Raw genomic sequence first — 21,172 nt, forward strand, 5'->3', positions numbered from 1 at the left:
TCCGTGCGGTTTTCGGATTGGCAAGAGGGCGGGCGATGCCGGTATTGCGTGTGTCGACGGGCTTCCGGTCCGGCGAGGGGAACAAACCCCGATTCTGCCTGAGTCAGCGATTCGGCCTCGCTTCGTTCCAGACTCGTTCTCGCCGCGCCCGTTCCTGATTCCTGTTCACGCTCCCGCCCGGTCAGCCGAGGCTCCAGCGGAGTCCCTGGCGGCCGGACGGGCGAGATGATCGGCTTTCTGCTTTGCAGCTCTTTCGTTCGTTGCCTCCCGCCGCTCGCGCCAATGGCGTCACCGCGGTGCTCGGCCCCACCAATACAGGCAAGACCCATCTCGCCATCGAACGCATGGTCGCCCATCCGACGGGCATGATCGGCCTGCCGCTGCGCCTGCTCGCACGTGAGGTCTATCAGCGCGTCGTCGACAAGGTCGGGCCGGAGGCTGTCGCCCTCGTCACCGGCGAGGAGAAGATCAAGCCGGAGCGGCCGCGCTTCTGGGTCTGCACGGTCGAGGCGATGCCGCGCGATCTCGCGGTTGATTTCGTCGCCATCGACGAGATCCAGCTGGCGGCCGATCTCGACCGCGGCCACGTCTTCACCGATCGCCTGCTGAACCGGCGCGGCCGGGCCGAGACCATGCTGATAGGCGCAGGGACGATGAAGCCGCTGATCGAACAGCTCATGCCCGGCGTCAACATCGTCACGCGCCCGCGCCTGTCGCAGCTCACCTTTGCCGGCGACCGCAAGATCACCCGGCTCTCGCCGCGCTCGGCCATCGTCGCCTTCTCGGTCGAGGAGGTCTATGCCATCGCCGAATTGATCCGCCGCCAGAAGGGCGGGGCTGCGGTGGTGCTTGGGGCGCTCTCGCCGCGGACTCGCAACGCCCAGGTCGAGATCTACCAGTCCGGCGATGTCGACTATCTCGTCGCCACCGATGCCATCGGCATGGGGCTCAATCTCGACGTCAACCACATCGCCTTCGCCGCGGACAAGAAGTTCGACGGGCACCATTACCGCAAGCTCAACCCGGGCGAATTCGGCCAGATCGCCGGGCGGGCCGGGCGGCATCTGCGCGACGGCACCTTCGGCACCAGCGGCCGCTGCCCGCCCTTCGATGCGGAGCTAGTCGAGGCGATCGAGAATCACCGCTTCGAGCCGATCCGCCAGATGCAGTGGCGCAATTCCGATCTCGACCTGCGCTCGATCTCAGGCCTGCTCGATACGCTGAACCTGCAGCCTTCCGAACAGGGATTGACGCGGGCGTTGATCGCCGAGGACATGACCACGCTGGAGGTGCTGGCACGGGATCCGGACGTCGCCGCGCTGGCTAAAGGGCGGCCGGCGGTGGAGCGGCTCTGGGAGGTCTGCGGCCTGCCCGACTACCGCAAGATCTCGCCGATGCAGCATGCCGATCTGGCGACCACGCTCTATCTCAGACTGATGCGCCACGGTCGGCTCGATGCCGACTGGTATGCGGCGCAACTGGCCTCGCTCGACCGCACCGATGGCGAGATCGACACGCTCTCCGCCCGGATCGCACAGGTGAGGACCTGGACCTACGTCGCCAACAGACCTGACTGGTTGCCTGATCCTGAGCATTGGCAGGGCATGGCTCGTCTTGTAGAGGACAAGCTGTCGGACGCTCTGCACGAGCGGCTGACCCACCGATTTGTCGATCGGCGCACCAGTGTGTTGATGCGCCGCTTGCGGGAGAATGCGATGTTGGAGGCTGAGGTCACCGCGACGGGCGACGTGCTCGTCGAGGGCCAGCATGTGGGAATGCTGCAGGGCTTCCGCTTCACAGCGGACCCGAAGGCGGGCGGCTCTGAGGTCAAGGCCCTCAACCTGGCGGCAATGAAGGCGCTCGGCTCCGAGATCGAAGCGCGGGCTGCGCGCGTCGTGCTGGCGGGTGACGATGCCTTCGTGCTCTCGCATGACGGGCTGGTGCGCTGGACCGGCGAGCCGGTTGCGCGCCTGACGGCCGGAGAGAAGGTGCTGGAGCCGCGGCTGCGCCTTCTGGTGGAAGAGCATCTCACCGGTGCCGCGCGCGAGCAGGTCGAGGCCCGGCTCAATCTCTGGCTGAAGAATCACATTACCCGTCTGCTGGGCGCGATCCAGATCCTGGAAGCGGCCGAGAGCGTCACCGGCATCGCCCGTGGCATCGCCTATCAGGCGGCCGAGGCGCTCGGCGTGCTGGAGCGCGCCAAGGTCGGCGAGGAGATGAAGGCGCTCGACCAGGAGGGACGCGCGGCGTTGCGCCAGCTCGGCATCCGCTTCGGCGCCTTCCACATCTATATGCCGGCGCTGCTGAAGCCGGCGCCACGCGCGCTCGCCGCCCAGCTCTGGGCGCTGAAGCATGGTGGGCCGGAGACGGCCGGGCTCGACGACATCGCGCATCTGGCGGCTTCGGGCCGCACCTCCTTCCCGGTCGACAAGGCCGTGCCGAAGGGGCTCTACCGTGCTGCCGGCTATCGCGTCTGCGGCGAACGGGCAGTGCGTGTCGACATCCTCGAGCGTCTGGCCGACCTGATTCGTCCGGCTATCGCCTATCGCCCGGGCGTCACGCAGGGAACGCCGCCCGCCGGCGCCGCCGATCAGGATGGCTTCGTCGCCACTGGCGCGATGACCTCGCTCGTCGGCTGCGCGGGCGAGGATTTCGCCTCGATCCTGCGTTCGCTCGGCTATGTTTCCGTCAAGCGTCCAGGCCCGGCGATCACCGTGCCGCTGGCGCCGCCGCCGGCCGCGACCGAGCCGGCCAAGCCGGTTGAGACGGAACCGGCAAGCGCCGACGCTGCGACCTCCGAAGCGACTGGCGAGGCTGCCGCCGACGAGGCGATTCAGGCAGATGCGGCGGTCGAAGCTGCTGCGGAAGCCCCTGCGGTCGTGGAACCGGCCGAAGCCTTGAACGAGGCGGCATTGCCGGAAGGCGAGACGCCGGTCGTCGAGGCTCCCGCCGTCGAGACGGCGGATACTCCGGTTCTCACCGAAGCCGAGCTCGACCAGGCGCGCGAGCCCGTGCCGGCCGATGCCCTGTCGGCCCTGCCGGCTGCGGCGGCTACTGAAGCTGCGGACGCGGTTGCCGCGGATGCTGCAGCCGCTCCCGCGGAGCCGGAGCTCATCGAGGTCTGGCGACCGCATCGCCATCAGGGCGGACGCCGGCCCGAGCATGGCCAGCGCGGCCGGCATGACGGCAACCGTCGCGAAGGAGAGCGTCGCGAGGGCGAGCGCCGTGGCGGGGACCGTCCGCAGCGCGATGGCCGCCCCGGCGGTCCGCGCCGCGACAACCGCCCGGCTGCTGCGGCCGGGGAGGGGGCTGCTGTGCAGCGCCAGGAGCGTCCGCGCCGCGAGGATCAGCCCCGTCAGGGCCGGCCCGAAGGTGGGCGGAACCAGCGCCCGGACTTCAAGCGCGATGGCCGCCCGGGCGGACCGCGTCGCGAGGACCGCGGTGGGGCGGAGCGCTTCCAGCAGCCGCAGCGTCCGCGCCCGGCCAATCGCGAGCCGGACCCGGATTCGCCCTTCGCCAAGCTTGCGGCGCTCAAGGCGCAACTCGAGGGCAGCAAGAACTGACGCCTGAAGGAGGCGCGGGCCGTTGCAGGAGCATCGTCAACGCCTCGATAAATGGCTCTGGTTCGCGCGTTTCGCCCGCACGCGACCATTGGCCGTGCGTCTGGTGGAGGACGGTCATGTCCGCATCGCAGGGCGGCGCGCCGAGAATCCGGCCCAGGGGTTGAAGCTCGGCGACGTGCTGACGCTCGCGTTGCCGCACGCCACTGTCGTGGTGCGAATCCTGGCTTTCGCCGAGCGTCGGGGGCCTTTCGCGACGGCGCGATTGCTCTATGAGCGGCTGGACGAGGGGGGCGACGATCCGTCGCTTGCCGAGGATGAGGGGGGGCACTAAACCCGGCCGTCGTCGCCCTCGAAGCCGGTATGCGGCCGTGCGGCGAAGAATTTTCCCTCATCGGATGCCGGAAGGGCAAAGTCTTCTGCCGTGCCCGGCGAAAACGGCCTTGAAACCTGCGCGCGTCGGGGGTTTATGAGGTCGTTTAGAAGCATTGGAAGGGCCGGCCCATGACCTATGTGGTCACCGAGAACTGCATCAAGTGCAAGTACATGGACTGCGTCGAGGTTTGCCCGGTCGACTGCTTCTATGAAGGCGAGAACATGCTCGTCATCCATCCCGACGAGTGTATCGACTGCGGCGTCTGCGAACCGGAATGCCCGGCCGAGGCGATCAAGCCCGACACCGAGCCGGGGCTGGAAAGCTGGCTGCAGCTCAACACCAAATATGCTGCGAGCTGGCCGAACATCACGCAGAAGAAGGAGCCGCCGGCCGACGCGAAGGAGTTCGACGGCGTCCCTGGCAAGCTCGCCATGCTGTCGCCGGAGCCCGGTGAAGGCGACTGAATTTCGCCGCCATTCAGGTCCAAGCCCTGCGTTAACCACGACCGTGCCCCGCGCGCGGCAGCGGACGGCTGCCCGCGCCAACCTTTGATTCGGCGTGTTTTTTGTGCTATACACAAGCTCAGTCGAATTCGTTCCGCATGCCCCCTGCGAGGTTCCCACAAACGGGGCGTCCCCAAAGATGACGAACAACACGAGACCCGGCGGCCATTTCGTCGGGGGGCGTTGTTCGCGTTCGTGGGCGAGATGAACCAATCGACTGAGGGAGCGTGAAGCGCCGCGTCAATGCGTCGCGTCAGGCAGTGTCTCCGGCCATCCGGACGGGGACGGATCATCGCGCGCCCGCTACGGCGGGCCGGTCAGGAGTCGTAACGGCATGTCCACTGTGAAGAAAGCTGCTGTGCGCCAGGGTTTCAAGACGGGCGAGTACGTCGTCTATCCGTCCCATGGCGTCGGACAGATCACGGCGATCGAGGAGCAGGAAGTCGCGGGCTTCAAACTCGAACTGTTCGTGGTCTCTTTCTCCAAGGACAAGATGACGCTTCGCGTCCCCACCGCCAAGGCCGCCAGCGTCGGGCTGCGCAAGCTCGCCGATGCCGAGGCCGTCACCAAGGCGCTGACCACGCTCACCGGCCGCGCCCGCATCAAGCGCACCATGTGGTCGCGCCGCGCGCAGGAATACGAAGCCAAGATCAATTCGGGCGATCTCGTCGCCATCGCCGAGGTGGTGCGCGATCTCTACCGCTCCGAGGCCCAGCCCGAGCAGTCCTATTCCGAGCGCCAGCTCTATGAGGCGGCTCTCGACCGCATGGTCCGCGAGATTGCCGTCGTCGACGACGAGACCGAGATCGAGGCGCTCAAGAAGATCGAAGGGCAGCTCGCCAAGTCGCCGCGCCGCGCCGGCAAGGCCGAAGCGGCCGATGCCGATGCTGATCTCGAAAGCGACAACGACGATCTGCAGGAAGAGGCGGCCTGAGGCCTCCCTCCTTCCACGAGGAATCAAGAACCCGGCGGGCGACCGCCGGGTTTTTTGTTGGTTTGGAAGCTGGCCAGTTGCTGGCGGTGACGGTCTTGTCGGCCAGGGCTACTCGCCGACGACCTTGTAGCGCTGGCCGGGCGCGAGGGCGGCGCCGCGGTCCAGTCCGTTCAGGAGCTGGAAGAGTTCGGCCGGCCGGTCCTGTTCGGGCATCCGCTCGGCCATGCTGGTCACGGTGTCGCCGGCCGCTGCGCTGACGATGCGGATGCGCAGGGGCTTGGCCGCCTGCGCCTCGGCCGGCGTCAGCACCCTGAAGCTGTCGACGATGCTGCGCATCTGCCGCTCGGGGTCGTTGGCGCCGCGCGCGGCCAGGATGAAGCGATAGACCCGGTCGCCGAACTGCACGGCCGCCAGCCGGAAGATCCAGTCCGAACCCTTGCCATGGGCGGTGACTGAAGGCTGCCCACCGATTTCGGCCTTCTCGATGCCGGTCGTCTCGATGCCCTCGATCCAGCCGGCCGCGACATAGGATTCGAGCGTCTGGTCGGCTTTCAGCTTCACCGAGTCGAAGCGCAGAGCCTGCGCACCATTGGCGCTGACGCCGATGACCATGTCCTGCGCCGCTTCGAGGCTGAAGCCATCGGGCGCTGTGAAGGCGATGCGCAACGAGGTGTTCACATAGCGCCGTCCGCGCACGACGCCGTCGCGCGGGTCGTCGCCATAGGCGAGGCCGTCGATGGCGCCGAGCCAGCGCCCGGCATCGTGCTCGCCGAGGCCTGGTGCTGCGATCTGGCGGGCAGCGGCTGTGACGGCGGCGATGCGCTCCGGCGTCTGCGGGTGGGTGGCGAGCATGTCGAGGCGCTTGTCCTCGGCGCTTTGCTGCCCGCTGCTGCGGAACGCGGTGTTGCGGCCGAGTGTCGCCAGGAAGCGGCTGGCGCCATAGGGGTCGTAACCGGCCCGCGCCAGGCTGGTGACGCTGATGCGGTCGGCCTCGAGCTCCTGCTGGCGCGAGAAGCGGGCGAGCGAGAGCTTCGAGCCGGCCATCACGGCGGCGCCCTGGGTCGGGTCCTTCAGCACCTGGGACGCAACCTGGCTGACCAGGGCCGATTCAGCCTCCTTCTCGGCGCGCTGCACCGCATGCTGGGCGGTGACGTGGCCGATTTCATGGGCGAGGACGGAGGCGATCTCGGAGGTGTCGTTAGCCAGCGCCAGCAGCCCGCGCGTAACGTAGAGCCGGCCGTTCGGCAGGGCGAAGGCGTTGACCGCCGGCGAGTTCAGGATGGTGATCTCGTAGCTGCCGATCTGGCCTTCGCTCGCTTTGGCCAGGCGCTGCACGATGTCGTCGAGCGCGGCGCGGGTCTGGGGCGCACGATACTCGCCCCCGAAGGCCGCGAGCAGCCGCTGATGCTCCTGGTCGGAGGCACGCTGCACGGTACTGATGCGCGGGGCGATCTCGCCGCTCCTGGCGGCCTCGCCCGGCAGCACCGCCGTCTGGTCGCCCAGGCAGCCGGCAAGCAGCAGCGCCGGCAGAGCCAACGCGGCCAGCCGCCTCCCTTGTCGCGCGATCCGTGTAGGCCTGGCTTCCCGCATCCGTCAGTCGATCAGTTCCAGAGCGGCGCGTGAGGTGACCTCGAGCAGCAGGCCGTTGCGGCCCCCGAGCACGCCGTAGGCGCGCAAGCGTTTACCGCTCAGCCCGGCTGCGGTCCAGCCCGCATCCTTCAGTTCTCGCCAGAGCTTGCTCGACACGACGATGGAAGCCGCCTCCGCCGGCCGGCGCGAAAAGTTCAGATAGGTCCGCTGCGAGCGCTCGCCGACGGATGCGATCCGGCCTTCCAGCATGACGTATCGCCCCTCCTGCCCCTTCACGGCGGCGAGATCATGGCCGTCAACCGCCGAGGTGGGCAAAAGTTGCGGGGTCAAGGTGAACTTTGCCTGAACGGCGGGCGCATCGGAGCCGCATGCCGTCGCCTCGGGCATGGGCAGGGCGGCTCCGCTCGCCTGCAGCAACGCTGCGACATCCTGGTCGGCGCCGGCTGGCGCGGCCGCGTCGAAGAGACGGGCGGGCCAGCGCCCCCAGCGGTCCTTCTCGCCGGCAGGGGCGATCAGGAGATCGCGGCCCACGAAGGTCGTGAGGCCCGCCCGGAAGCGCGCTTCCTCGGCTGCATCCTGCCGGGGTGCCAGACCGACCAGCCGCAGAACGCGACCGTCGGTCAGAAGCGGATCTCCCGCGGCATCGAAGCCGGAGAGCCGGACGGCAATCGGCTCTGGCGCCTCGTCGCGGCACGGCTCCGCCGCGCGTGCCGCCGGCAACGGCATGACCAGAACCGACAGGGCGAGAAGAAGAGGCTTCACCGTCATCGCGATTATGCTACAGGAAGTGCCGCGCGTCCCGGTAGCTCAGCCGGATAGAGCAACGGTTTCCTAAACCGTAGGTCAGGGGTTCGAATCCCTTCCGGGACGCCATTCTCCCAGTTTCAGTCCCGCGAGCCTCCGTGGAAACGTGACGGCCCATGCTAGGCGTCGCGCAACCGGCAAGCTATGCAGGGACATGGATATCGGAACGCCTCAAGAGCTTTTCGGCCATGTCCGCATCGTCATGGGCATGGTGGTCGGCCTCGGGATCACGCGCACCCTTACGGGCGTGGCGAGTTTCATCCAGCATCCCGGCCGGTATCGCGTCTCGCTGCTGCACATGCTCTGGGTCAGTTCGATCCTGCTTGAGCTGGTGCTGTTCTGGTGGTGGGAATTCGCACTGTCGCGGATGCCGGTCTGGAGCTTCGAGGTCTTTCTCTTCCTGATCGGCTACGCGGTCGTGCTCTATCTGCTCGCGGCGCTGCTGTTCCCGGACAACATCTCGGAATATGCCGGCTACGAGGATTTTTTCATCAAGCGGCGGCGCTGGTTCTTCGGCCTGCTCGCCATCGCCTTCGTACTCGACGTCGTCGATACGTTGATCAAAGGCGCGGAGCACTGGGACCGGCTCAGCGGCGACTACCTCCTGCAGGTGCCGCTCGGGCTCGCCTTCTGCCTGATCGGCAGCATCTGGGCGGATCGCCGGCTGCAGATCGGGATCGCGCTCGGTCACATCGCCTATCAGTTCTACTGGGTGGCGCGCATCCTCGCGGCGATGCATGGCGGATAGGAGCGGGGCGGCTTTCAGTTCCCGGTCTCGTCCAGTGCCATCTGCCAGAAGGCGGCTTCCAGCCGGGAAGCCTTGGCGAAGAGGGCGGTAAGCTCGGTGAAGCGGCGTTCAGTCATCGCGCGGGCGGCGAGGTCGTCGAGATGGCGACGGGCATCGGCGGCGACCTGCTGATAGGCCTCGCCGGCATATTCGCCGATCCAGTCGCGATAGGGATGGGCGGTCAGCGCATCGACGCCGTTCGGCGCCAGATTGCGGCCGATCTCGGCATAGCCGATAACGCACGGTGCGAGGGCGACATGCAGGTCGAGCAGGTCGCCCGCCATCCCGCAGTCCAGGACGAAACGGGTATAGGCGACCGTCGCCTGATGCTCCGGCGCGCTTTCGATCGCTTGGGGCGGCAGGCCCCAGCGGCCGCAGAGGCGGACGTGCAGGTCCATTTCGAGGTCGAGAATGGCGGAAAGCCCGGCCTTGGCCGCGCGCATGTCTGCGAGGCTGCGACCCTTGTAGATCGCCAGAGCATAGGCGCGGGCGAACTGGATCAGGAAGAGGTAGTCCTGCACGAGGTAATAGCGGAAGGCGTCCTGCGGCAGGGTGCCGGTGCCCATGCGGCGGACGAAATCGTGGTCGACGTAGGATTGCCAGTCGCTGCTGGCAGCCGCCTTCAACCGTGCGAAGAGATCCATCTCAGTCCTCATAGGCGGAATCGAAGAAGGCGCGCTCCAGCGTGACGGCGCGCAGGAAGAAATCGCGGCTCAAGGCCTCTTCCGCCGGACCGACGCGGTCGAGTTCGGCGCGTAGGAAGGCGACGAAGTCACGGAAATCCGGATTGTCGTGCAAGGTGATCCATTCGGCGTGGACGAAGCTCCGTGGCAGCGGCGCCGCAGCCTTCATCGCCCAGTCGAGGTAAAGCCATTCCGCTACGTTGAGGACGGCGAGCGTCGCAGCATAGGAACGGGTCGCAGCGGCCTCCCGCATGATCGCCTTGAAGCCGGCGGTGGCCTGCGTGTCCGGGCGCTGCTCGCGCTCGGCCGGCGTCACGCCGAGCGCCTCGAAGGCGCGCAGGAAATAGGTGTTCTCCTCGCCTGAGACCATGCCGATGAAGCGGCCGAGGCGCAGGCGGGCCTCAAAGCTGTCGGCCGTGGCGACGGCCGCGCCGAGCAGGGTCAGGAAGGCATCGAGGAAGCGGTGGTCCTGAATCAGGTAACGCGCCATCGCGGCGTCCGGAACCGTACCGGCGAGAAGCTCCCGGACGAAGCGATGGCCTGTCGCCTGCGACCAGACAGGCTCGCTCGCCTGCCGCAGAAGCTCGGTGAAACGCTCGCTCATCATCTCGTCTCCGGAAGGGGCGCGATGCCGAGGCACGCCCGAATCCGCGGCAATCTAGGCTTGCCGGCGATCACGCTCAACCCTTTGCCCTGTCTAGGAAATTGGAACAATTCGAGGGTTGCGGCATGGCGCGAGCCTGTGCCCGCCTTTGCCGATCAGGCCTTCGCGAAGGGGGCGAAACGGCGGGCGACCTCGTAGTAGACGCCCTGCTTGAACGGGATGATCAGTTTGGGCGTCTCGGCGAGCGGCGCCCAGCGCCAGGCGTCGAACTCGGCCTTGTGGCCGCCGGCGGGGGTGAGGATGTCGATCTCCGCCTCCGTGCCGGTGAAGCGGAAGGCGAACCAGCGCTGCGCCTGTCCGCGCCAGCGACCCTTCCAGGCTTCCTGGCCGATGTCGCGTGGCAGATCGTAGGTCAGCCAGCCCGGCGCCTCGGCCAACAGCTCGATGGAAGTGATGTTGGTCTCTTCCTGCAATTCGCGCCGGGCGGCTTCGAGCGGCGTTTCGCCCTTGTCGATACCGCCCTGCGGCATCTGCCAGGCGTGTCCGGGAGCGACGTGCTCGCGCTTGGTCTTGTCGGCGCGGCGGCCGACGAAGACCAGACCTTCGGCATTGAACAGGGCAAGCCCCACGCAGGGGCGATAGCCTTCCGGGGCAGTGTCGGTCATCGCAAGGATCCGGTGGAGAGCGATCCGGTCGTTTTCGGATTGCGGAAGCCGCGTGCGGCGCTGACGGGCACGATCGCGATCTTCTTGGCTTCCAGCGACTGCGCCCATTTGGAAATCCGCTCGATCGAGACCGGCAGGGCGGTCGCCGCGGCGACGACGATGCCCTGGTCGCGCGCCATCGCCTCGAGCCCGGCGAGTTCCTTATCGATCGCGTCCGGGCGAGTCACCGTATCGATGGTCCGGTCGACCTTGAGTGCCGGAATCTGGGCGCGGTTGGCCGCTGTCGCGAGCTGGCTGCGGGCGGAGGAGCCATCGTCGACGACCATCAGCCCGCGGCCGGCGAGATCGCGCAGGATCGGTGACAGCGCGCCTTCATCCGCAGTCAGGCGGCCGCCGAGAAAGTTGACGATGCCGACATACCCAGTGAAGCGGCCGAGCGACCAATGCAGTCGGTCGATGTTGTCGGATCCCTTGGGACCGGTCAGCAGCGTGTGCGGGCCGGGGTCGTTGTCGGGATAGTCGAAGGGCTCCATCGGGAGCTGCAGGAAAACTTCGTGACCCTCGCCGCGGGCGCGCTGGACCGTGCGTTCCAGCTCGGTGCCATAGGGTGCGAAGGCGAGGGAAACCTGGGGCGGCAGCTTGGCGATCGCGTCGGAGGTGCCGCTCTGGCTGATGCCGAGGCCCCCGACGATCAGGGCGATGCGCCCCGCCGGCTTGGTCGTGGGCTCAGGACCGAGGGGGCGGGCGTAGATCCGGGCCGGGGTGGCGCCGTCAGGCCCGGTCTTCGGCAGCAGCCCGTAACGGGTGCGTTCGACGAGGCGGTTGTCGGGCGCGGATGCGAGCTTGATCGCGCCGGCCTCGTCGGGAACGGTGATGACGATGGCGCCCGGCGCGTCCGAATCCGGCCGATAGACGACGACGCCCGCATCGCTCTCGAGCTGCGCGGCGCTGGCGGGGCCGTGCGGCTTCGCCTCAGGGCCGCTGGAGACGGCGACGGGCGGGGCAGCGCGTTTCTCGATCGTAGCCACGGCCATGGGTTCGCCGCCGTCGGGAGCACGATGCAGGGCCGCAATGAGTCCGAGACCGAGGATGACGAGGCCGACGCCGCCGGCGGTGGCGGTCGCGAGCCAGCGGCCCCACGGCTTGTCCGCAGGCGCAGGCTTGTCCCGACCGAGCGGTCGGTCGAGATCCGTGAGCGGCGTTCCGGCCAAAGGTCAGCCGTCCTCGAAGGTTGCGACGCGGGCCCGAATCAGCGGCCCGCGCGCTAGTCTTGTCGTGTAAGCCGCCCGCCGTCGAGCCCCGAGGCTGGCTCGGGGCTGCCGATCAGGGCTTGGGTGCCTCGGGCGCGGCCGGCGTCGCGGGGGCGACCGGAGCCGGAGCGGGCGCTTCGGCCGGCTTTTCCGCCGGCTTCGCAGCGGCGGCATCCTTCTTCACGCCGTGGAGCAGGTCGATCGCGGCAATGAGCTGCGTGTCCTTCTTCGGGTCGTTCGGGACATAGGAGCTCGAGCCGGACTGCTCCTCGCCTTCACCGGCCTTGAGATGGCCCTTCAGCGCGGCTTCGCCCTTGTTGTCGACGATCTTGTCCTTGAGCTCCTGCGGGATGTCCTGCACGACCTCGATGTCCGGCGTGATGCCCTTGGCCTGGATCGAGTTGCCCGACGGGGTGTAGTAGCGCGCCGTGGTCAGCCGCAGGCCGCCGTTGGAGCCCAGCGGGATCACGGTCTGCACCGAGCCCTTGCCGAAGGAGCGCGTGCCGATGATGGTCGCGCGCTTGTGGTCCTGCAGGGCGCCGGAGACGATCTCGGCGGCCGATGCGGTGGAGCCGTTGATCAGCACGACGACCGGCTTGCCCTTGGTGAGGTCACCCGACTTGGCGTTGAAGACCTGCGTCTCCTCGGCGTTGCGGCCGCGGGTCGAGACAATCTTGCCGCGCTCCAGGAAGGCGTCGGAGACCAGCACCGACTGGTCGAGGCGTCCGCCGCGGTTATTGCGCAGGTCGATGATGTAGCCCTTGAGCTTGTCGGCGCCGATCTCGCTCGTGGTCTTCTCGATCGCCTTGCGCAGGCCGTCATAGGTCTGCTCGGAGAAGGTGCCGATACGGATATAACCGATATCGCCCTCGACGCGATCCTCGACCGCCGGCACGACGATGGTCTGGCGAGTCAGGGTGAAGTCCAGCGGCTCCGGCTTGCCGGGGCGCTCGACCTTCAGCGTCACCTGGGTATTGATCAGGCCGCGCATCTTGTCGACCGCCTGGGTGAGGGAGAGGCCCTTGACCTCCTGCCCGTCGATCTGGCGGATGATGTCGTTGGCGAGGATGCCGGCCTTGGAGGCGGGCGTGTCCTTGATCGGCTTGGCGACCTTGAGGACGCCGTCCTCCATCGTCACCTCGATGCCGAGCCCGCCGAACTGGCCGCGCATGTCGGTGTCCATCTCGCGGAAGGACTTCGCGTCGAGATAGGAGGAGTGCGGGTCGAGCGAGGAGACCATGCCGTTGATGGCGGCCTCGATCAGCTTCTGCTCGTCCGGCTTGTCGACGTAATCGGTGCGGATCTTCTCGAAGATGTCACCGAACAGGTTCAGGCTGCGATACACCTCGGCCGAGGCGGCGACGGCGCTGGTCGAGCTCAGGAGCTGTGTCTGGGTAGCCAGTCCGGTCAGGCCTGCGCCCATGATGGCGCCGGCGAGAACGAGAGAAACCTTGCGCATCATCCGCGAACCTTTTCGCCTTGCGATTTCGTCCACCACGGTGTCGGGTCGACCGAGGTGCCGTCTTTCCTGAATTCTATATACAGAACCGGCTGCCCGGTTCCCACTCCTACTGTCGTCGCGGCAGCTTCCGATGTTTCGCCCATCACCGCAACCGGCTCGCCGGCAAGGACGAACTGGTTGAGGGCGACATCGATCCGCTGCATTCCGGCCAGCAACATGTAGTATCCGCCGCCGGCATTCAGGATCAAGAGTTGCCCGAAGGAGCGGAACGGACCCGCATACACCACCCAACCGTCAGAAGGCGCCGAAACTAGGGCGCCAGGGCGGGTTTCCAGTGAAATTCCGCGGGTGGTGCCGCCGGCGCCGTCAGGATCGCCGAAACCACGCAATCGTGAACCGGCGACAGGCAGCGAGAGCAGCCCCTTGGCGTCGGCGAAGGCGATCTTGGGAGCGAGCCGCGCCGGGTCCTTGAAGGCCAGCGCCGTCATGCGATCGCGCTGCTCGCGCGTCTCCTGCTCGATCGCCTTGCGGGCGGCATCCGCCGCCTTGTTGGCGACCGAGATCTCCTTCTCGATCTTTTCGACGAAGTCGCGCATCGAGCGGGCCTGGCCGGCAAGCTGGTCGCCGAGCGTCTTCTGCGCCTCGACGTCCTTGGCGGCGGCGGCTTCGCGCTCCCGCCTTGCCTCGACCAGCGAGGCGAGGCGCTGGCGCTCGGCCGCGAGCTGCTCCATCTCGGCGCCGATATTGGTCTGTTCGGTCGCGATCCCGTTCCGCAGCCGGACCAGCTCGGCAAGGTCGGTGCCGAGAATCTCGACCTCCTGCCGCAGATCCGGCACGACCGCGCCGAGCAGCATCGAGGCACGGATGGCTTCGAGAATATCCTCCGGCCTGACCAGTACGGCGGGCGGCGGGCGCCGGCCGATGCGCTGCAGCGCCGCCAGCACTTCCGCGATCAGGCCGCGCCGGCTGTCGAGCGAACGACGGATCGCCGCTTCGCTCGATTGCAGCAGCGAGAGGCGTTTTTCGAGGTCGCCGAGCTTCTGCTCGCCGGCCTGGGTGCGGGCGGTCGTCTCCAGCAGCGCCTTGTTGAGGGCCGCACGGTCGGCGCGGATCGCGGCGATCTCGCCCTCGAGTTTCTCACGCACATCCTTGTTGCCGGCCAGCCGCTGCTCGATCGCCTTCAGCTCGGCCTCGCGCGCCTGCTTCTCGACCAGCTTCTGCATCGCCTCCCGCTGGAGGGCCTCGGGATCCGGCGGATTCGTCTGGGCGAGCGAAGGCTGCACCGTGCCGAGAAGCAAGGCGGCAGCGAGGCCCAGACCAGAGAGCGCGGTGCGAATCATCGGCAGAGCGCGATTCATACCCGATGATAGGGGTGGCCGGCGACGATCGTCATCGCCCGGTAGATCTGCTCCAGCACGAGCGCGCGCACAATCTGGTGCGGCAATGTCAGCGCACCGAAAGCGAGCGTGATATCGGCACGATCGCGCACCGCTTCGCTCAGGCCATCCGCCCCACCGATCAAGAAATTCGCATGGGCGGTGCCGGCGTCACGCGCTGCGGCGAGGCGTTGGGCGAAGGCCTCGCTGCCGAGATTCCTGCCGCGCTCGTCGAGCGCGACGATCAGCCCGGGTTGGACCTTGCCGAGGATCGCTTCGGCCTCGTCACGCTTGCGCTCCTCAGGGCGACGGCCCCGGCTCTCCGGCAATTCGGCGATCTCGGGGCCGCTGAAGCCGATCGCGCGGCCGAGCGCGAGGGCGCGCTCGCGATAGCGCTCGCAGAGCTCGCGTTCCGGCCCGTCCTTGAGCCGGCCGACAGCGATGACCGCGAGCCGCACGCCTCGTCAGCCGACGAGGCGCTCGTTCGGCCGGTCGGCGCCCCACATCTTCTCGAGATTGTAGAAGTCGCGCACTTCCGGCCGGAAGATATGGACGATGATGTCGCCCGTATCGATCAGCACCCAGTCGCAAGCCGGCATCCCCTCGACCTTTGGCGTGGGCTGCCCGGCGTCCTTCAGGGCTTCGATCAGGGTTTCGGCAATCGAGGCGACGTGGCGGTTGACGCGACCCGAGGCGATGATCATCGCATCGGCCAGCGAGGTCTTGCCCACGAGGTCGATCACCGTGACATCCTCGGCCTTCATGTCGTCCAGGACACGCAGCGCGAGGGCGATGCTATCGGCAGAGGGATTGTCCGCGATAGCAGCCTGGGGAAGCGGCTTCGGCTCGGCTTCACCAAGGATTTGACGGTTCAGTGACGTATCCTCTCGATGCGACGCGCTTTCAGCGCGACGCAGTTAAAATAAGCCGGAAAGGCCCGGAATTCAATCGCGCCCAGCCTGCTCGCGCAGCATTGTCGAGGATAAGGCCGAGCGCCGGCCATGCAGGAAAACCCAGGCGGGCGGCTCGGTCCGGGCGAGCGTCGCGGCCTGGCTTTCGGGAATACGCCAGCGCGAAAGCCAGTTGGCGGCGGGGGAGGCCATGGCGCTGTGGGTCGAGCCCGGCCGGTCGATGATCGCGATCGGCATCATCCGGGCGATGGCGCGCCATTCGTTCCAGCGGTGGAAGCTCGCAAGATTGTCCGAGCCCATGATCCAGACGAAGCGGACGCCGGGGCAGCGGCGTTTCAGCGCCCGCAGCGTATCGGCGGTGTAGCGGGTGCGCAGCCGGGCCTCGATGCCGGTGACATGGATGCGGGCCGAGTTGGCGACGCTGCGAGCCTGGCGGATGCGCTCGGGCAGCGGCGGCAGTCTCGTGTTGTCCTTGAGCGGATTGCCCGGCGTGACCAGCCACCACACCTTGTCGAGCTGGAGCCGGCGCAGTGCCGTGAGGCTCGCCAGGCGGTGTCCGTCATGGGCCGGGTTGAAGCTGCCGCCGAACAGGCCGATGCACAGGCCGGGCGCATGGGGCGGCAGCCGCAGATGCTCGTTCGCCATGGTTCGGGATTCGCTCAGGGCCAGGATCCGCTCAGGGTCTTGTCTGGCCGCTGCCGTGGACACGGTATTTGAAGGAGCAGAGCTGCTCGACGCCGACAGGGCCGCGCGCATGCATCCGCCCGGTGGCGATGCCGATCTCGGCGCCGAAGCCGAATTCGCCGCCATCGGCGAACTGGGTTGAGGCATTGTGGATGACGATGGCGGAATCGACCTCTGCCAGGAAGCGGGCGGCGGCTTCCTCGTTCGCCGTGACGATGGCGTCCGTATGGTGCGAGCCATAGCGCTCGATATGGTCGATCGCGGCGCCCAGACCGGGCACGGTCTTCACCGCGATGATGCGGTCGAGATACTCGGTGGCCCAGTCCTGCTCCGTCGCGGCGGTCACGCGGCCGTCGACAGCTTGCGCGGCCTCGTCGCCGCGCACGGCGCAGCCGGCCTCGAGCAGGGCGGTAACGAGCGATGCGAGATGCGTCTCGGCGGCACCATCGTCGACCAGCAGGGTCTCGGCCGCCCCGCAGACGCCGGTGCGGCGCAGCTTGGCGTTGAGCAGGATGTCGCGGGCCATGGCGGGATCGGCGGCGCGATCGACGTAGACGTGGCAGTTGCCGTCGAGATGGGCGAAGACCGGCACGCGCGCCTCGCTCTGGACGCGGGCGACGAGGCTTTTGCCGCCGCGCGGCACCACGACATCGATGTTGCCGCCAAGCCCGGCGAGGATTTCGCCGACGGCGGCGCGGTCGCGCGTCGGTACGAGCTGGATCGCGTCGGCGGGCAGGCCAGCGGCTTCCAGCCCCTCGCGCATGGCGGCGGCGATCTCGGTCGAGGAGCGGAAGGAATCGGAGCCGGCGCGCAGGATCGCGGCATTGCCGCTCTTGAGGCAAAGCGCCCCCGCATCGGCGGTGACGTTCGGGCGGCTCTCGAAAATCACGGCGATGACGCCCAGCGGCGTCGCGACGCGCTCGAAGCGCAGCCCGTTCGGCCGAGTCCACTCCGCCAGCACGCGGCCGAGCGGATCGGCGAGCTCCGCGACTTCGGCAACGGCGTCGGCGATGGCGGCGAGGCGCTTTTCGTCGAGAGCGAGGCGGTCGATGAAGGAAGCACTCAAGCCCGCGGCCTTGCCGTCGGCGAGGTCCTGGGCATTGGCGGCAAGGATGCGGGAGTTGCGGGCGCGCAAGGCGTCGGCCATGGCGCGGAGTGCGGCGTTGCGCTGCTCGGCTGGGGCGAGCGCGACCTTGCGGGCGGCGGCGCGGGCGCGCTTGCCGAGTTCCAGCATGACGGCGCCGACATCTCGTTCGGCTCCGTTCGTTGCGATGATGCGCAGCGCGCTGTCGCTCGTCATCCTGTCCCGTCCAAAATCCGCGTTCGGCCCTGAACCTAGCTCAGACCGAGCGCCATGTCGTCCCGGTGGATCATCTCGGCTCGGCCCGGATAGCCGAGCACCGCCTCGATGTCGCGCGACGCCTTGCCGAGCACCAGCGCCGCTTCCGATGCGTCATAAGCGACGAGGCCGCGGCCGAGCACATGTCCGTCGGGATCGCGGATCAGCACGGCATCGCCGCGCGAGAACTCGCCCTCGATGCGGGCAACGCCGACCGGCAGCAGGCTTGCGCCGCCCCGCAGCGCCCGGGCCGCGCCGGCATCGACATGCAGCGTGCCGCGCGGTTCCAGCGAGCCGGCGATCCAGGTCTTGCGGGCGGTCGCGGGCGTCGAGGCGGTGAGGAACCAGGTGCAGCGCCCGCCCTGGGCGATGGTCGCAAGCGGGTTCTTGGCTCGCCCGTCGGCGATCAGCATATGGGTGCCGCCGGCGATGGCGATCTTGCCGGCCTCGATCTTGGTGCGCATGCCGCCGCGCGAAAGTTCCGAGGCCGCGCCGCCAGCCATCGCATCGATCTCCGGGGTTATGCGCTCGACCACCGGGATGTGCCGTGCGGCCGGATCCTTCGCGGGCGGGGCGGTGTAGAGCCCGTCGATGTCGGAGAAGAGCACGAGCAGGTCGGCGCCGGCCATGGTCGCGACGCGGGCGGCGAGGCGGTCGTTGTCGCCATAGCGGATTTCGGTGGTGGCGACGGTGTCGTTCTCGTTGATGACGGGGATGGCGCGCAGATCGAGCAGGCGCCCCAGCGTCGCGCGCGCGTTGAGATAACGGCGGCGCTGCTCGGTGTCGGCGAGCGTCAGCAGAATCTGACCGGCGGTCAGCCCATGGGCGCCGAGGGCCTCGGCCCAGTTGCGGGCGAGCGCGATCTGGCCGACGGCGGCCGCGGCCTGGCTTTCCTCCAGGCGCAACGGGCCGGAGGGCAGGCCGAGCACGGTGCGCCCGAGCGCGATCGCGCCCGAGGAGACGACGAGGATGTCGGCGCCGCGCTGGTGCAATTCGGCCAGATCCTCGGCGAGCGCGGCAAGCCAGGCATGGCGCAGCCGCCCGCGGGCCCGATCGACCAGCAGGCTGGAGCCGACCTTTACGACGATGCGGCGGAACTGGGAGAGCGTGGGCGTGTTCACGAGAGGTGGAACCGGTTGCGGCGACGTCTTTGCCTGTTGGGGAAAACCGCGCGCTTGTAAAGCGCGGCGCCGCGATGACGGCTCCGTGATGGGCGCATCGAAGCCGGCTCAGATTGACAGGGCGGGGCGGGATACCCATATCCGGGGTCGTTCCGGTCGCACCCGCTGCGTTTTCGCGCGCCCTGCGACTTTTCCGTCACTCCGGACCGCTCCGTGCCCGCCGCCTCCCGCGGTGTTGCCGCGCGTTCCCTTTGGGTCAGGAGGCCGCCATGCAAGTTCTCGTCAGAGACAACAATGTCGATCAAGCGCTGCGCGTGCTGAAGAAAAAGATGCAGCGCGAAGGGGTTATGCGCGAACTGAAGCGCCGCAGGGCCTATGAGAAGCCCTCCGAGCGCCGCGCTCGCGAACGCGCCGATGCCGTGCGCCGCGCGCGGAAGGCTGCGCTCAAGCAGGCGCGACGTGAAGGTCTGGTCGCCGCGCCGCGCCCGAAAACACGCCCGTCGCGCGCTGGAAGCACAGCGCCTGCGCGTTGATTTCGATACCAATTCGCCGCGATCTGGATTATTTCGCCCGCGCAGGCTGCGAAATGGCCTGTAACAACATGAGAGATGACCACCCTTGAAGAACCCGAACGACCGCAGCTTCACCGACCGTCAGGCCAACTCCGCCAAAGCCAAACAGGCGCTCCTCGAGCGTTTCCAGGCACGGCCAAAGGCCGATGACCCGGTCATGGTGCAGCGACGCGCGGAGCGGGAAGCCATCGCGCAGGCCCGTGCCGAGCGCGAGGCGGAAAAGGCCAAGATCCGCGCCGAAAAGGAGCGGCTGGAGGCGATCGAGCGTGAGCGTATCGCTGAAGAGAAGCGCCAGGAAGAGCTCGCTCGCGAGGCTGCCCGCAAGGCGGAGCAGGCCAAGCGCGATGCGGAGCGCCCCCGTAAGGTGCTTCTGGAAGCGGTACAATACATGCAGCTACGATCGGCCGGCAAACGCCGCTGATGATTTGGGGCGCCGCGGCGCCCCTTTTCGTTTCTGCCTTCCTCTTTTCGAAGACCACTTCCGGTCTGTCGGCAATCATGGCCGAAACGTGACCGAATTCATTCCGCATGCTATCGGCAAAACCGGCCATGCAGATTAATCTGCCGGCCGTTTGAACCTTTCCCCTGCTCGCCGCGACGAATGGGTGCGAGCCGGGATGCCTGGCCTTCGAGGGGCAATGCATACGGAATCGGACGAGGATCTCGTCAAGCGGATCGCCTCGGGTGACCGGCTCGCGATGAAGGTGCTGTTTTCGCGGCATCAAGTGCGGGTCTACCGTTTCGTGCTGCGGCTCGTCCGCGACGAGACGCTTGCCGAGGATGTGATCAGTGACGTGTTCATGGATCTGTGGCGACAGGCCGATCGCTTCGAGGCTCGCGCCTCGGTCGCGACCTGGCTGCTCGCCATCGCCAGGAACAAGGCGTGGTCGCTCATGCGCAAGCGCCGCGATGCCGAGCTGGACGAGGATTACGCCTCGAGCATCGAGGATGAGTCCGACGGCCCCGAAGTCGTGCTGCAGAAGCAGGACAAGGGTCTCGCCATCCGCGCCTGTCTCGGGCGGCTCTCGGCCGAGCACCGCGAGGTCATCGACCTCGTCTACTATCACGAGACTTCCGTCGAGGAGGTCGCGCGGATCGTCGGGATCCCCGAGAACACAGTCAAGACCAGGCTGTTCCATGCCCGCAAGAAGCTGGGCGAGATGCTCAAGGCCGCCGGCATCGACCGGGGCTGGCCGTGAAACGAAGCAATCGATGAAGCGCGGCCTGGCCGCTGCAGGAGTGGCGTCATGACCGACAGCGTCGCAAGCGATCCGAAGCGCCGCGAGCTCGAGGAGCTCCTGCCCTTCTATGCGAATGGCCGCATCGCCGCGGCGGACAGGAAGCGCGTCGAGGCCGCCCTGGCCTCTGACGCCGATCTCGCTGCCCGGCTCGAGATCATCCGCGACGACATGGCCGAGACGGTGCTGCTCAACGAGCATCTCGGCGCGCCGTCGCCGCGGGCTCTCGACAAGCTGATGGCCGGCATCGAGGCCGAGCAGCGGCCGGCGCCGCTCCTGTCCCGCGCCACGGATGGCCTGAGTAAGGGCTTTCTGGGCTGGCTCGGCGGGCTGCTGGCGGCGCAGCCGCCGCGCCGCCTTGCCTATGCCGGCGCTTTCGCCGTCGCGTTGATCGCGCTGCAGGGCGTCGCGATCACGGGGCTGGCGCTGCGCGATGCCGGCGGCGGATACCAGACCGCCTCGGCGCCGGGCGCGCACTCCTCGGAGCGCTATGTGTTGCTGAGCTTCGCCCCCGAAGCTCGGGCTGGCGAGATCGCCTCCTTCTTCAAGCGCTTCGACGCCTCGGTGGTCGACGGGCCGCGTGCCAACGGTTTCTTCAAGGTCCGCGTCGGCGATGCCTCGCTCTCCGCCGCCCAGGTCGATGCGATCGCAGCGCGGATGAAAGCCGAGAGCGGCATCGTCAGTTTCGTCGCGGCCGCGCCGTGACGGTCGGT

At 67.9% G+C, this 21,172-nt stretch carries 22 protein-coding genes and 1 tRNA gene; 10 read left to right on the top strand and 13 right to left on the bottom strand.

Annotated features, from left to right (window positions below):
* Positions 1-260: 260 nt before the first annotated feature.
* From CE453_RS05020 to CE453_RS05035, 4 genes are all read left to right on the top strand, one after another.
* Positions 261-3,563, top strand: a complete 3,303-nt coding sequence (locus tag CE453_RS05020) for a helicase-related protein (protein ID WP_248307951.1) — start codon at positions 261-263, stop codon at positions 3,561-3,563.
* A gap of 22 nt (positions 3,564-3,585) precedes the next feature.
* A complete protein-coding gene (locus CE453_RS05025; protein WP_089173588.1) occupies positions 3,586-3,894 on the top strand; it encodes an RNA-binding S4 domain-containing protein in 309 nt (102 codons plus the stop codon).
* Between the two features lie 170 nt (positions 3,895-4,064).
* Positions 4,065-4,400, top strand: a complete 336-nt coding sequence (fdxA, locus tag CE453_RS05030) for a ferredoxin FdxA (protein ID WP_089173589.1) — start codon at positions 4,065-4,067, stop codon at positions 4,398-4,400.
* 373 nt (positions 4,401-4,773) lie between these two features.
* Complete coding sequence (locus tag CE453_RS05035; protein ID WP_089173590.1) at positions 4,774-5,373, top strand: CarD family transcriptional regulator; 600 nt, start codon at positions 4,774-4,776, stop codon at positions 5,371-5,373.
* 108 nt (positions 5,374-5,481) lie between these two features.
* On the opposite strand, the gene CE453_RS05040 is transcribed toward CE453_RS05035, so the two are convergent.
* Entirely contained in the window at positions 5,482-6,909 is a 1,428-nt protein-coding gene (locus CE453_RS05040) for a M48 family metalloprotease (RefSeq protein ID WP_248307952.1), read from the bottom strand.
* Positions 6,910-6,966: 57 nt separating this feature from the next.
* Positions 6,967-7,731 carry a hypothetical protein gene (locus CE453_RS05045; RefSeq protein ID WP_089173592.1) on the bottom strand — a complete coding sequence of 255 codons (765 nt, stop codon included), beginning with the start codon at positions 7,729-7,731 and terminating at the stop codon, positions 6,967-6,969.
* A gap of 28 nt (positions 7,732-7,759) precedes the next feature.
* Between CE453_RS05045 and CE453_RS05050 the strand changes: the two genes are divergently transcribed.
* Both CE453_RS05050 and CE453_RS05055 read left to right on the top strand, forming a co-directional pair.
* Positions 7,760-7,836: transfer RNA gene (locus tag CE453_RS05050), tRNA-Arg, on the top strand.
* An 85-nt stretch (positions 7,837-7,921) separates the two neighbouring features.
* Positions 7,922-8,515: a hypothetical protein gene (locus tag CE453_RS05055; RefSeq protein WP_089173593.1), complete on the top strand. Its 594-nt coding sequence runs from the start codon at positions 7,922-7,924 to the stop codon at positions 8,513-8,515.
* Positions 8,516-8,529: 14 nt separating this feature from the next.
* Here the strand turns inward: CE453_RS05055 and tenA are convergent, their stop codons facing one another.
* The 11 genes from tenA to proB all read right to left on the bottom strand — a co-directional run bounded on the left by tenA (position 8,530) and on the right by proB (position 18,649).
* The gene (gene tenA / locus CE453_RS05060) at positions 8,530-9,198 is read right to left on the bottom strand and encodes a thiaminase II (protein WP_089173594.1); all 669 of its coding nucleotides are present in this window, start codon (positions 9,196-9,198) and stop codon (positions 8,530-8,532) included.
* A gap of 1 nt (position 9,199) precedes the next feature.
* A complete protein-coding gene (locus CE453_RS05065) occupies positions 9,200-9,844 on the bottom strand; it encodes a TenA family protein (RefSeq protein ID WP_349236635.1) in 645 nt (214 codons plus the stop codon).
* 152 nt (positions 9,845-9,996) lie between these two features.
* Positions 9,997-10,506: an RNA pyrophosphohydrolase gene (locus tag CE453_RS05070; protein ID WP_248307953.1), complete on the bottom strand. Its 510-nt coding sequence runs from the start codon at positions 10,504-10,506 to the stop codon at positions 9,997-9,999.
* The gene (locus CE453_RS05075; protein ID WP_248307954.1) at positions 10,503-11,717 is read right to left on the bottom strand and encodes a divergent polysaccharide deacetylase family protein; all 1,215 of its coding nucleotides are present in this window, start codon (positions 11,715-11,717) and stop codon (positions 10,503-10,505) included. Before CE453_RS05075 ends, CE453_RS05070 begins: the two co-directional genes overlap by 4 nt.
* Before the next feature lie 112 nt (positions 11,718-11,829).
* Complete coding sequence (locus tag CE453_RS05080; protein WP_089177715.1) at positions 11,830-13,215, bottom strand: S41 family peptidase; 1,386 nt, start codon at positions 13,213-13,215, stop codon at positions 11,830-11,832.
* Positions 13,215-14,558, bottom strand: coding sequence for a murein hydrolase activator EnvC family protein (locus CE453_RS05085; protein WP_248307955.1), 1,344 nt, complete (start codon positions 14,556-14,558; stop codon positions 13,215-13,217). Before CE453_RS05085 ends, CE453_RS05080 begins: the two co-directional genes overlap by 1 nt.
* A 14-nt stretch (positions 14,559-14,572) precedes the next feature.
* Positions 14,573-15,052 (bottom strand): 23S rRNA (pseudouridine(1915)-N(3))-methyltransferase RlmH, encoded by a 480-nt coding sequence (rlmH, locus tag CE453_RS05090; protein WP_089173597.1) that lies wholly within the window; start codon positions 15,050-15,052, stop codon positions 14,573-14,575.
* Positions 15,053-15,058: 6 nt separating this feature from the next.
* On the bottom strand, positions 15,059-15,415 hold the full coding sequence (gene rsfS, locus CE453_RS05095) for a ribosome silencing factor (RefSeq protein ID WP_248308085.1): 357 nt from the start codon (positions 15,413-15,415) through the stop codon (positions 15,059-15,061).
* A gap of 123 nt (positions 15,416-15,538) precedes the next feature.
* Positions 15,539-16,150 (bottom strand): nicotinate-nucleotide adenylyltransferase, encoded by a 612-nt coding sequence (locus tag CE453_RS05100; RefSeq protein WP_089173599.1) that lies wholly within the window; start codon positions 16,148-16,150, stop codon positions 15,539-15,541.
* Between the two features lie 31 nt (positions 16,151-16,181).
* Positions 16,182-17,489 carry a glutamate-5-semialdehyde dehydrogenase gene (locus tag CE453_RS05105; RefSeq protein ID WP_198302265.1) on the bottom strand — a complete coding sequence of 436 codons (1,308 nt, stop codon included), beginning with the start codon at positions 17,487-17,489 and terminating at the stop codon, positions 16,182-16,184.
* Positions 17,490-17,524: 35 nt separating this feature from the next.
* Entirely contained in the window at positions 17,525-18,649 is a 1,125-nt protein-coding gene (proB, locus tag CE453_RS05110; protein ID WP_089173600.1) for a glutamate 5-kinase, read from the bottom strand.
* 269 nt (positions 18,650-18,918) lie between these two features.
* Here proB and rpsU point away from each other — a divergent pair, with 269 nt between their 5' ends.
* The 4 genes from rpsU (at position 18,919) to CE453_RS05130 (ending at position 21,164) form a co-directional block, all read left to right on the top strand.
* Positions 18,919-19,182 (top strand): 30S ribosomal protein S21, encoded by a 264-nt coding sequence (gene rpsU / locus CE453_RS05115; RefSeq protein ID WP_089173601.1) that lies wholly within the window; start codon positions 18,919-18,921, stop codon positions 19,180-19,182.
* Positions 19,183-19,267: 85 nt separating this feature from the next.
* Positions 19,268-19,642 (top strand): DUF6481 family protein, encoded by a 375-nt coding sequence (locus tag CE453_RS05120; RefSeq protein WP_198302266.1) that lies wholly within the window; start codon positions 19,268-19,270, stop codon positions 19,640-19,642.
* A 217-nt stretch (positions 19,643-19,859) separates the two neighbouring features.
* Positions 19,860-20,420, top strand: coding sequence for a sigma-70 family RNA polymerase sigma factor (locus CE453_RS05125; protein WP_089173602.1), 561 nt, complete (start codon positions 19,860-19,862; stop codon positions 20,418-20,420).
* A 48-nt stretch (positions 20,421-20,468) separates the two neighbouring features.
* A complete protein-coding gene (locus CE453_RS05130) occupies positions 20,469-21,164 on the top strand; it encodes a hypothetical protein (RefSeq protein WP_089173603.1) in 696 nt (231 codons plus the stop codon).
* Positions 21,165-21,172: the final 8 nt, after the last annotated feature.

This window comes from Bosea sp. AS-1 (genome assembly GCF_002220095.1).
In the GTDB taxonomy this organism is placed as follows: domain Bacteria; phylum Pseudomonadota; class Alphaproteobacteria; order Rhizobiales; family Beijerinckiaceae; genus Allobosea.